Origin of the sequence: Enterococcus sp. CR-Ec1 (genome assembly GCF_002850555.1) — a bacterium.
GTDB lineage: Bacteria > Bacillota > Bacilli > Lactobacillales > Enterococcaceae > Enterococcus_D > Enterococcus_D entomosocium.
In genome coordinates this window covers 3,550,953-3,563,689 of record NZ_CP025223.1, presented here as the reverse complement: position 1 = coordinate 3,563,689, position 12,737 = coordinate 3,550,953, and the positions used below count along the sequence as shown (strand labels likewise).

General features: G+C 36.1%; 8 protein-coding genes and 1 pseudogene. All 9 read left to right on the top strand.

All coding sequences use genetic code 11. From position 1 onward, the window contains the following. Nucleotides 1-225 precede the first annotated feature (225 nt). Nucleotides 226-1,413: an AI-2E family transporter gene (locus CXM95_RS17140; RefSeq protein ID WP_035006938.1), complete on the top strand. Its 1,188-nt coding sequence runs from the start codon at nucleotides 226-228 to the stop codon at nucleotides 1,411-1,413. Nucleotides 1,414-1,827: 414 nt separating this feature from the next. After that, a complete protein-coding gene (locus CXM95_RS17135) occupies nucleotides 1,828-2,259 on the top strand; it encodes a MarR family winged helix-turn-helix transcriptional regulator (RefSeq protein WP_016620260.1) in 432 nt (143 codons plus the stop codon). After that, a pseudogene (locus CXM95_RS17130) lies at nucleotides 2,252-4,505 on the top strand (ATP-binding cassette domain-containing protein). The gene CXM95_RS17135 and the pseudogene CXM95_RS17130 overlap by 8 nt, the downstream one beginning before the upstream one ends. A 730-nt stretch (nucleotides 4,506-5,235) precedes the next feature. Then, nucleotides 5,236-5,688 (top strand): MarR family winged helix-turn-helix transcriptional regulator, encoded by a 453-nt coding sequence (locus tag CXM95_RS17125; RefSeq protein ID WP_101699465.1) that lies wholly within the window; start codon nucleotides 5,236-5,238, stop codon nucleotides 5,686-5,688. 198 nt (nucleotides 5,689-5,886) lie between these two features. Then, nucleotides 5,887-6,585: a B3/B4 domain-containing protein gene (locus CXM95_RS17120; RefSeq protein ID WP_101699464.1), complete on the top strand. Its 699-nt coding sequence runs from the start codon at nucleotides 5,887-5,889 to the stop codon at nucleotides 6,583-6,585. A 256-nt stretch (nucleotides 6,586-6,841) separates the two neighbouring features. Continuing rightward, nucleotides 6,842-9,403 (top strand): cation-translocating P-type ATPase, encoded by a 2,562-nt coding sequence (locus CXM95_RS17115; RefSeq protein WP_101699463.1) that lies wholly within the window; start codon nucleotides 6,842-6,844, stop codon nucleotides 9,401-9,403. A gap of 310 nt (nucleotides 9,404-9,713) precedes the next feature. Continuing rightward, a complete protein-coding gene (locus tag CXM95_RS17110) occupies nucleotides 9,714-10,175 on the top strand; it encodes a helix-turn-helix transcriptional regulator (protein WP_101699462.1) in 462 nt (153 codons plus the stop codon). Nucleotides 10,176-10,316: 141 nt separating this feature from the next. Then, nucleotides 10,317-10,523 (top strand): hypothetical protein, encoded by a 207-nt coding sequence (locus tag CXM95_RS17105; protein WP_101699461.1) that lies wholly within the window; start codon nucleotides 10,317-10,319, stop codon nucleotides 10,521-10,523. A gap of 1,121 nt (nucleotides 10,524-11,644) precedes the next feature. Beyond that, on the top strand, nucleotides 11,645-12,562 hold the full coding sequence (locus tag CXM95_RS17095; protein ID WP_233499064.1) for a CPBP family intramembrane glutamic endopeptidase: 918 nt from the start codon (nucleotides 11,645-11,647) through the stop codon (nucleotides 12,560-12,562). Nucleotides 12,563-12,737 lie beyond the last annotated feature (175 nt).

Genomic DNA, 12,737 nt, shown 5'->3' with positions numbered 1-12,737 from the left:
ACCGGACGCAAGAATACGATCAAAACACCTCTAGGCTAGAGATATAGCTTAGAGGTATTTTTATGACTAATTATGGTAAGATTATTAAATAAAAGTTGTCTTCATTTCAAATCGCATCGAATCCTCAAGTGGGGGAGATTAGTGAATGAAAAGGTCCATTTGGGGTGAGCTAATCTTTACAAGAAAAGAAGATTGATTTAGATAATGAAAGAACGGGGAGAAGAAATGAAAAAGAAACATAAAGTGATACAAATGTTGGGTGGGGCTACACTCTTATACATCTTAGCGGTCCTGTTTATAGGTGGCGCAACACTATTGCTGTTCAAAAATCTTACCTTTTTGATTGAGCCAGTAGTTAAAGTATTTCAGGTGGTTCTTCCTCCGTTGACTATGACGCTCGTTTTATATTTTGTACTTAAACCAGTTGTAAAGTTTTTGGTAGGGCTAGGACTTTCAAAAGTACTGAGTATTATTATTACATTATGCACACTTACTGCTGCCTTCATCTTGTCAACTGCCCTCGCACTGCCGTTACTTATCCAACAATTTGAACGATTGATCGAAAACTTCCCAAATTATTTGATCGAAGCTGAACGAGTAATAGAAACTTTTATACAAAATACTAGATATGAACAAGCATATCATGAGGGACTCGAGGTTCTGGCGAATTGGATAAATCAAGTTTCTAATAATGTGGGCGTATATCTGGGCAATATTATTTTCGGTGCTTCACAAGTGTTTTCAACGATTACCCATGTCCTATTGTTGTTATTGACAGTGCCGATCATCACGTTCTTTTTATTGAAAAATGACCGTCAATTTGTAGAGTATTCTTTAGGTATCTTCCCCCCTAGATTACGTCATGAAGTCAAAGAAATCATTCGGACGATGGAAAATCAGGTGGGCGCCTATCTAAAGGGCCAACTAGTCGTTTGTGTGATCATAGGAACATTGACTTTTATTGGCTTCTTAATTATCGACATGCCTTTTTCTGGAAGCTTAGCATTTCTTGTTGGCGCAACAGCTATCGTTCCTTATATCGGACCGGTTGTCGCCTTTTTCCCTTGTGCAATCATTGCAATCATGACGTCTCCTACGATGTTCATTCAGTTGTGCATTGTCTGGATCGTTGTTCAATTATTAAATGGGGAGCTGATCGAACCTCAGGTCATGGGAAAACATATGGTGATCCATCCAGTAACAATTATTTTTGTGCTATGGATAATGGGTGAACTTTTCGGCATGTTTGGGTTGATTTTCGGTATACCACTTTATGCAATCGTGAAAGTGTTAGTGGTGTTTGGGTTTCGAAAATTTAAGCAGCGATACAATCGCATACATGCGGAAGATGTTCCCTATGAAGAAACTGAATTTAGTTTAGAATCATACACTAAGAAAAGCAGCCATGGTTAACGAGGGAAACCTGTTGAACAAATGAATTCAAGTACGCATGTCCTGCTCAAATTGATCGTCATAAAAGGTGCGATCCAAATTGATCGTTTGAGTTAAATCATTTGCTTTGATAGTGAAAGAAAGATTTTTAATACATAGAGTGCTTGGAAATATCTATTTTCTGAGTACTCTATTTTTAGTTTGGGCCGATGAATTTCCGATAATTAAGTTTTCCAGTGTCAGAAATTCATTGGATCATGACTCCTTTTTAGCCATTTCAATAACTTGTCATTTTTCTACGAAAGAGGCTGCTTGACTAAGCAGGAATCAACGCACAACAATGATAAGCGCCAGATGGATAGACTACCTATTTGACATCTGATTTCCCAAATGATATAGTTTCCAAATAGAAATCAATTTGAGGGGAAGTTTTCAATGAATAATTTAGAAGAGGTATTAGTAAACTTACAATGTGAATTGGTGGCTGAAAGAACCAGACTAAATCCTAAAACAATTAGTTGGCTTCAATATGATATTTTAAATATTCTAAATTCTGAAACTGAGATGCGCCCGTCACAAATGAGTGTTTTGCTAGGAATTAGTAGGACAAAACTTTCAAAGGCGTTAAAAGAGCTAAAATTAATGAATTATATTCAACAGAAACCCAATGATACAGATGGTCGAGAACTACTCACTTTTTTGACAAAAGAGGGAAGTCATTTATTAACAACTATTGATAATGGACATACACACTTATCTGAAATCGCAAATGCAGTTTTTAATCGGAAGGAAAAAGAGCAGTTCGCTGAACTAGCAAAGAAATATTTAGAAGCGCTTAAAACGGAAAGGCTGAGGTATGATGAATGATCTCATTTCTATCGAAGGAGCTAAAACAAACAATTTAAAAAATCTTTCTTTGAAACTTTCTAAGTATCAAGTAACTGTCGTAACAGGTGTTTCAGGCTCGGGAAAATCTTCTTTGGTATTTGATACCTTAGCAGCTGAATCCCAACGATTACTAAACGAGACCTATTCGAGTTATATCCAACAGCTACTACCTCACTATTCTCAACCAATCGTTGATAAAATAGAAAATCTACCAGTGTCTATTGTGATTAATCAGAAGAAACTAGGAGGAAATGCACGTTCCACAGTTGGAACTGTAACAGATATATATTCAAGTTTAAGGCTGCTATTCTCGAGGGTTGCAACCCCTTTTATTGGATATTCTATGAATTATTCGTTTAATAATCCCAAGGGCATGTGTGAAGTTTGTAAGGGATTAGGTGAGGTCAAAGAGATTGATGTCGATAAATTAATCGATTTTGACAAATCTTTATCAGAGGGAGCTATTCAATTTCCTACTTTTCAACCGGGAGGATGGCGCCTGTCTAGGTATACAGAATCTGGTAATTTCGATAACAATAAAAAAATTAAAGATTACCTAGCAGAAGAATTGGACCGTTTACTAAATGATCTCGGCAGCACTCCAAGTAATCCTACGAATAAATGGCCAAAAACTGCACGTTATGAAGGGATCATTCCCAGAATTACCAAAAATTTTATCGAAAAAGAAAGCACGCAATATAGTGCAACATTAAATCACATTCTGCAAGTGAAAGAATGTCCCAATTGTCAAGGCACTAGAGTAAGTAAACTCGTTCGCTCTGCAAAGATAAATGGAAAATCGATCGCAGACTGTGTGAGGATGCCTATTCCTGAACTAAACAAATTTATTAAAGAGATTCATTCTTCTGTTGTTCAGGTGATTTTGAAAGATTTAAGTAAGAAACTACAGAGTTTGGAGGAGGTTGGCTTAGGCTATTTGTTTCTTAACCGTCCAACAGCAACATTATCTGGTGGAGAATCTCAAAGAATAAAAATGGTTAAACATCTTAACAGTGCACTTAGTGATATTCTATACATTTTTGATGAGCCTAGTATTGGACTCCATCCAGAAGATATTCAAAAAATAGCAAAGATAATTAGGGGGTTAAAAGATAAAGGAAATACTGTTGTTCTTGTTGACCATGATCCGGATATTATACAAATTGCAGACCATATCATTGAGATCGGTCCAGGATCCGGGGATAGCGGTGGAAAAATCACCTTTGAAGGAACCTATGATGAACTACTGAAGTCGAACACCATCACTGGAAGAGCGTTGGCAGATCAGTTGAACGTTAATACACAAAGACAACAATTTTCTTCCTATTACGAATTAAATGAGGTTAGTTTGCACAATGTTGTAAACGCTTCTGTGGTGTTGCCAAAACAAGCATTAACGGTTGTAACCGGAGTCGCTGGTTCTGGGAAGAGCACACTCATTCGCTATCTTTTAAAAAAAAAATATCCTGAAGCAAGTATATTAGACCAGAGTCAGATAAATGGCAACATTCGCTCAAATGTTCTCACGTATCTAAATGTCTTTGATAAAATTCGGAGCATCTACGCGCAATGTTCTGGTAAAAGTGCCTCTCTTTTCAGCTATAACGGTAAAGGAGCATGTCCTCTGTGCAAAGGCAAAGGAGTGATAAAAATGGATTTGGCTTTTATGGGGGATGCAGAGCAAGTTTGTGAGAAATGCCGAGGAAAAAGATATAACGATGAAGCCTTATCTATTTTATGGCATGGTTTCACTATTTACGATATTTTACAATTATCAGTTCGAAAAGCAGTAGATTTGTTTGATGATCGCTTATTGATCAGAACGATGCAAATTCTCATGGATGTTCATCTAGAGTATATGAAGTTGGGGCAGTCGCTAGATACATTTTCTGGTGGAGAACTTCAGCGTTTAAAGATAGCAAAAATAATTGCTCAAGATACTTCTAATTGTCTAATATTAGATGAACCATCTACCGGCCTTCATGAGGCGGATATTGACAAGCTGTTATTATTGTTGAATAAACTTTTACAAAAAGGAAATACATTGATTGTTCTAGAGCACAATCTCAAAATAATTAGTCAGGCTCAATGGCTTATCGAAATGGGACCTGGCGGGGGGAACTTTGGAGGTAATATTGTTTCAAGGGTACCCAATAGACTTATTAACGTTAGAAGATTCATACACAGCAAAACATCTGAAAAGATATACAAAAAACAACAATTAAAAAAGGTGTTTATAAGAATTTTAGTTCATGATTTTTTTAACAGCTATATGAGGGGAAGAAATTTAATAGCTTTTGATCTTCTTAATTTTTCGACAAAGAGTGTTAAGAAAGTGACGAATTTCTGGACACTCTTTTTAGATACAATAATTTATATGTGTCACTGTATTTTTGTGTTCATAAACTCGTAAATAAATCATTGTTCATTTAAAATTTAGGTTCATGAATATTAGGACAATTCTTAGAAAGAGTCAGAAACTTAATAGTTTTTGATACGTTGGTAAACTCTCATTGAAATAAGCTCGAGAGAGCGTCATAAACTTATGTCGTAAATCTAATGTGAATTTTAGTGATTTTAAACAACGAATTGGATGTAACCAATCAATCTGCGTTAGACAAGGTTAAATAAAAACTTAGCAAGCAAAAAGAAAAAAATTATACGATTCGGGGAAAGTAAATGAAAACGAAGTTGATTCATTTACTACTGTACTAAGCAATCATCTTCATGAATTTGATTTTGAAATTAGGAGAAATTTGGATAGTATTTCCACTTGGAATGTTTGTAAAAGGAGAGTACAGAGAAGTTTTTCTCGGTATTCTCCTGATTTTTTGAGACAAGCTTATTCAATAGACCCATTTTCTAAGAGTGAGTAATAAAGTAAATCAAGCCCATTATTGTTGCATATGCAACAATAATGGGCTATTATAGTGCTAGATAGGGAGGGGATAGTTCGTGGAGGATATACTTCGTGAGATAGGTTCGATCAGTAGAATGTTGGAATCCATTGCTAATATTGAATTTAAAGAGGTTCAACTCAGTAAAGGACAATACATTCACTTAGTTCGTATATTTGAAAATGAAGGAATTATTCCTGAACGATTAGCCGAACGGATCAAAGTTGATCGCACGACTTTGTCCCGGGCGGTAAAAAAGTTAGAGGAAAATGGGTTTATTCTAAAAGAGTCAGACAAAGAAAATAAAAAAATCAAACACTTATACACAACCGCCAAAGGGAAACAAGCGGTTCAATTAATCATAAGAGAAAATAACTATTCAAATAAAGTAGCGATTCAACAGTTATCTGCTTTAGAAAGAAAAAATCTTGCGGAAATGCTGAAAAAAATAAAATCTTCGGTAGAAGTTGATTGGGTCAACGTCAAGAATGGGATCAAAAGAGACTATTAAACGAATAACGCCGCTGGGGAGATTGGATCTGATTGAATGTACATTCATGCTACCTAGGGTAGGAAGCACAGGTAGCTGATATTTTGTTAAAAAGGATATAGCTCGGCTGGCTGCTGAAAAAACAGAGAGCCTGAAAAATAAAGGACATGAATTTGTTCAAATAAACTAAATAGGAGTGTAGAGAAAGTGAAGAAAATAATGATCGATCAAGAATTTTGGGCACTATTTCCAGAAGCACAAATCAACTGCCTTGTTGTAAAAAATATAAACAATGTTGCCGATGCTGCACACGAAACGTTTTTTACTGACTTGCTAAAAAGTAGTAAAGAACAAGCGAAGCGCTACTTAACGACCGACACCTTCAGTGAAAACCAAGTGATCCAAGAATGGCGAAGTGCTTTTCAGCAATTTAAAACGAAAAAAGGGGTACGCTCTTCCATCGAAGCACTGTTGAAACGGGTGAATCAAGACAGAGAATTTTCTCCCATCAATCCTTTAGTAGATATTTATAATAGTATTTCCTTGAAATATGGTGTCCCTTTAGGCGGAGAAGACCTCGATACAATCGTTGGCGACCTTCATTTAGGCGTTGCAAAAGGTGGCGAATCTTTCTTTCCCTTAGGTGCAGATACTGATTCCCCAGCCTTGGAAAAGGAAGTCATTTACTATGATGAGAAAGGTGCAATCTGTCGATGCTTAAATTGGCGGGAAGCTCAACGTACGATGCTAACAGAAGCGACCACCAATGCTGTTTTATTCATTGAATCGATCAATGAAACGCAACGGGCTCGGGCGAATGAAGCAATCAAAGAGTTAAGTCAGTTGGTTCAAGAGTATTTTAAAGTAGCAGGTAATGATTATGTGCTAGGTAAAGAAAGTCCTGAAATCATTTTGTAAGGGCAAGCTTCTTGTCTATAGGATAAGGATGTACACGTACTTTTTCTCGATTTTGCATACCATTCTCTCATTTTGATTGCTCGGTCATCGTGAAAATCTTGACCCAAATATTCGGATGTGCAATAATTAGGTGGAATTTAAATAATGACATTAGATTTGTTCGCCGGAATAAATCTTATTGAAGTCAGAAAAACTAACCTTAGGCTTTTATGGTTAGTTTGTCTGACTTCTTTTTTGTTTTAGGAGGTACAGGCAGATGTTAAAAGAACAATTGAAAGAAAAAGGAAAGAGCCCTAACCAGTCGGGACTTTCCAGTAAAGAAGCAGAAATGAAGCTAGAGAAATATGGGTTTAATTCCATAGAAAGCAAAGACGAGAAGCATTTTTATGACTATTTGAAAGAGTCGATGAAGGATATTACCATCTTGATTTTAATCGTTGCAACGCTCTTATCTAGTTACGTTGCATTTCAAAACCACCCTGATGATTTTACGGAACCAATAGTCATCTTTTCAATTGTCATTCTTAATCTATATTTGTCGATTCGACAGCAAAAACATGCGGAAAAATCAATGAGTGAATTAAATAAAATGAGTGTTCCCGTGAGTAAAGTATTCAGAGATGGGGTGTTAAAAGAGATTGAAAGTTTGAACATTGTTCCTGGTGATATTGTTCAGTTGGCATTAGGGGACCGTATTCCAGCAGATGCTAAGCTTTTAACGAGTAGTAATTTCTTTGTTGATGAATCGTTTCTAACTGGTGAAAGTGAACCAAGTGAAAAAGACCCCACCTATATTTCTTCTAGTGAAGATTCTTTAGGGGACAGAAAAGACTTGGTTTTTTCTGGCTCATTAGTAGTCACAGGAAAAGCAAACGTTCGAGTTGAAAAGACAGGAATGAATACGGAAATTGGTAAAATATCGAGCTTATTAAGCAAGGAAGAAACAACCATAGCACCTCTACAAATAAAAATGCAAAAACTTGGGAAAGTTCTAGGACTAATCGCTATTCTCTCTGGCTTTCTAGCAATTGCTATAGGAATCAGCAAAGGATTGTCTTTAGAGACCAGTATCATGACCGCAATATCAATGGCTGTTGCTGCTATTCCAGAGGTTTTGCCAGTCGTAGTAACAATCTCTCTAGCTGTTGGGATGAGGAATATGGCACTGAAGAAAACCATCGTTAGGACTCCTTCAACAGTAGAAACCGTTGGAGGTGTTTCAATTATCTGCTCAGATAAAACTGGAACAATTACCGAAAATAAGATGATCGTGAAAGAAGTTATTATGATGAAGGATAGACTGACTTCCTGCTTAGAAATAACAGAAGAGAAGGAAAAAAATCTCTTATTTCTTTTCTATCTTGCTAGTTCGATGGAAGAAAATGCAACAGTAACCAGTAATCCAACAGAGTTGGCGATCAGAAAAAAACTGGCATCGCTCTTCACTAAAGAGGAACTAGGAAAAGTCGCTTCAACCTTTGAACAGATTCATGAAGTTCCCTTTGATTCAAAACGAAAAAGAATGACTGTTTTATATAAAGTAAACAACCAGTATGTTTCTGTCACAAAAGGGGCTTTTGATCGCTTGGATCTCATTGATGCGAACAACCCCACCTACGTGAACAAGCATGATGAGTTGGCCAATCAAGCATACCGTGTTTTGGGCGTTGCTTATAAAAGATACGATGAAAAACCTACACGTCTTACTGAAGAAATTCTTGAAAGTCAGTTAGAGTTTGCAGGATTTGTTGGGATTATCGACCCAGCTCGGCCCGAAAGCTATACGGCTGTTTCTATTGCAAAACAAGCAGGGATTCAAACCGTAATGATCACAGGGGACCACTTACTGACAGCAAAAAAAATCGCAGAAGATGTAGGAATTCTCACCGATGGGAAAAAAGCAATGACCGGCGCGGATTTACATGAAATGAGCGATGAAAAATTAGCCCATGTGATTGATGACTATCGAGTCTTTGCCCGTACTTCCCCAGAAGATAAAATTCGAATCGTAAAAGCATTTCAAAAAAATGATGAGATTGTCGCTATGACTGGCGATGGTGTCAATGATGCACCTGCATTAAAAGCAGCTGATGTAGGGATTGCAATGGGAGGTGGCACAGAAGTAGCAAAGGAAGCTTCTGATATGGTTTTAGTAGACGATAATTTTGCGACGATTGTTCAGGCGGTTGAAGAAGGACGACGGGTATACAGCAATATCAGAAAATCATTATACGCGATGCTTGGTTGCAATATTTCTGCACTGACGATCGTTTTAATTTCCTTGCTCGTTGGGTGGGGAGCACCTGTTACAGCGGTTCAATTGTTAATCATAAAAGTAGTTGCAGATGGAATCCCAGGAATGAGTCTTAGTATTGAACCAGTCGATAAAAAAGCAATGGAGGAAGCCCCTATCACTAAATACACGAGCATTTTTGCGCAAGGATTATTGGTAAAAATTGTAGAAATTTCAATTGTTTTTACAGGCGTCACATTAGGCGCGATTCTAATTGGACGTCTAGAATCGATAGAGGTTTCGCAGACAATGACATTTATTGTATTGGGATTATCAACTATTGTGCATATGTTTAATTGTAGAAGTAAAAAATCTATCCTGAAGCTGCGTTTTTTGAGCAATCCGTTGTTAGTAATGACAACCTTCATAGGTGCATTGATCATTATCTTGTTAGTAACGATTCCATTCACGCAGACCATTTTTGGCTTTGTCTCTCTTCGTGCAGTTGACTGGCTATGGGTAATCGGCTTATCCATTTTTCCTTTAGTGTATATTGAAGTGAAAAAATACTTTGGCTTGTTCTAATGTGAATGATAGGAAGAGAATCTTCTATTAACATATTTTCTTGAGAAATGAGGGAGGGCAAAAACTGGGAAGTTTTTGCTTCTCCTTTAATTATTTACAGATGCTTATAATTTCTGGTTTGATAGTATTTAGAAGATATCAGAATGCACAGCAACTATTGTTGTAAGGAAGGATTCGGTAGTATGTTTCAGGCAAATCGCCAGAAATAGCTAAAAAATCCCCTCTATTCTACTCTCTTTTTCAAGAATTCCTGTTAAATGGTAGGTTTTATGTCAAAATGAAAGGTAGAAATGGATGAGGAGTGGTTGAAATGAAAGAAACGATATTAGCAATGAAGCTGAAAGAATATAGAGAAAAAAACAAGCTAACGCAAAGTAGGCTAGCAGAATTATTAGAAGTAAGTGACAAGACGATCTCAAAATGGGAGGTAGGTGCTACGTACCCTAGCAAAAAAAATATGATCAAAATAGCCGAAGAATTGGATATCTCATTAGAAACATTACTTTTGGAAGAAACTAAGAAAGACAATGATGATTTAAAAGTAAGTATCAAGTATGGGGTGATTAGTTTTTGCTTGCTCTTTTTTGTCACGATGATCGTTACTTCGTTCAATCAAGACTTCAGCACGATTATGAATCTTTCTATTCAAGAAAAATTTGGTGTACTTTTAAACACTGCTTTAAAATTATTGAGCATCTCGGTGCCGCCAGCAATCATTATTGGCTCCGTGTTTTATTTTTATATCTTCCCTAAAAATAAAAAAGAGAACTAACCATTTCCTCGGTTTCGACAGAAATGGTAGATTAGAGTATAGGAATCAAGTGATGGACAGAAAAACGCATTTTAGATAAAAAGAATGCTCAGTCTGGCTAGTGTGAAAAGCGCATAAATTTTATAAGAAGGGGAGAACAGGATGGGATTATTTGGTAAAAAGAAAGAAGTCAGAAATTTAACGAAGGAAGAAGAAGCAGAGATCAAAGAAGAAATGGCACGACAAATTTTTTCAAAAAAAGAAAATGATATTGGCATGGTCAAGAAAATTAAAGTCCTGACAAACATGCGTACAGGACAAGCGAAAGACCTATTCCTGAAATTTAGGGATGAGTTAACCGAGAATTAATCGGATAGGGAATCAGATAGCGATTGCCCTTCAAGAAGGCGACATTTTGCTTATTATGTTTCTTTCAAAATTGAGATGAATAGAAAGGGAGAATAGATATGAAGAAAAAAAACTCTGAAAAATGGTATTTTTGGGTACTTGTTGTCATAATGATTGTTGTCTTTTTCTATCTTACTAAGTAAAGAGAATGAATTTTCTTGAAAATAAACACTTACTAAGAATGACCATTTTTTAAGTTATGAATGGATGATGATTTTATGAAAAACGAATATGGATTTACCTTGATTTCAGTTTTAACTATGTTATCCATTACATTATTACATTGATGAATGAAGCATCCAGAGAGCCATTGTTTTCTGAATGCTTTTTTCATCTACAAATCATTCTTTGAGAATCCGGCTGTTGCGAAAAATCAGTGATAGTGTATTAGAATATATGATGAATTCTGTTGAAGTAAGCGTACGCTACGAATGAACCAAGAGTGATTGAAATGATCGAAGACAATCATGAGAATATTCATTTACGAGACAAAGAACCTTTTAAAAAGTACTGAGTCTTTCTACTACGGGCCACAAAACATGTGTTAGAAAAGAATGGCAATGCACCTTTACTACGTTAAAGAAAAGAAAGTTTTTTTTACAATAAAAACAGTGCCTGACTAAAAATATGAAGTGGAATTTTTAGAGAATCCAGGACAGAAGTCTTTAATAAAATGCCGTTGGTAAGGACGATGATTCGTTTGCTGCTAGCGGTATTTTTGTTAGCATCTCCTCTGATTTTTTCGGAGAAAAGGTCTACCATTTCGGCACTGTCTTAAAAAAGCACATCGATACTCTAAATACGGTGGATAGCGGTGATTTGGATACGTGTTTCTAGTCTTCATAGAGGCAGATTTCAAGTAAGTCGAATGAAGGGAATTAAACACTTCCTATGTTGTTTGATGGAAGGATTATTAGTGAGGAGACTCCTTTATCCAGCTAAGGAATGACTTCTATAGGATGGTTTCCTTGTTAATTGTTGCAAGTGTGATGTGTAAAAATATTTTAAGATTCTTTTTTTAATGAATGGTATGTATAATAAGATCATAAAGCAATAAAGTGTATGCTGAAAAGAGGTCTCTTATGAAAAAATTTGCACTCGGCGTTTTTTGTTTCAGTCTTTTTATCACGGTCGTTGGCTTTTTTTTACAAACGATTTTGATCCCTATTCAAGATTTTGACACAATAAGCCAAGAAGAGCTTAAGAATATCCAACTTGACCTTGCTATTAATTATCCGTTAGGAACTGGTATGCTCTATGTCGGACTTCCTTTGTTAGTATGCTCGAGTGGTTATTTGGTTTATTGTTATTTTAGAGATAGGAAGAACTTAAAGAAGAGTAAAACTATCTGGAGTATAAAGCTTTCGTTCAATAGGAGGGATAAGTTGAAAAGAGGGTTATTTTTATTGTTTTATGTCCTATGGAAGGGGTTAGCAATACGTGGCATTCCTTCTTCTTATGCAAGATATTTGATGAGTTATAATCATTTCGGAGTAAAACTATTGTTCGTTTTACTTGGTATCCTCCTTTTCCATAACTATTTAGTAGAGAGTTATCAAAAGATAAATAAAATTGCGCTAATAAAAATCGGTCTCATCGTACCTACTAGTATTATCCTCACTATCGGTTTAATTAATATTCTTTTATTTCGTGATCTCAATGCGTTGATTTTTGTTTATCCCTCAGATCAAAGAACCCTTCCATTTGTATTCGATGTACTTTTGCTAGCACCTGTTTTCGAGGAAATGCTTTATCGCTATACACTGATTTATGTTGGAGAAAAACGATGGCTGAGAATCATCACTGCTGCCGGAAGTCTCTTGCTTTTTACTCAGAGTCATATTGTAAATGTGAACGGGAATCTTTTTGCTCTTTTTCCTTACTTTGTCATAGGGTTTTATTTGACGATCACCTATTTACGTAGGGGAAATATTTGGGAATCCATTGTTGCACATAGCTTCTATAATTTCGTTGTGATGGTAGCAGCTATCTTGATCTAAAGATTTCTTTTTATTGTTTCCCCTTAAGAGTAGAAGAATTGGGGGCAATTTATCTATATGTATGTATAGAATCTCTAAAACATATTTGGTGAAAGGAAATTTGAAAAGCCAGATAAGCGTCTTAGGCTTGTTGTTTTGCCCAGTTCTTATCTACGAATGTCTGTCCTTCGTCATT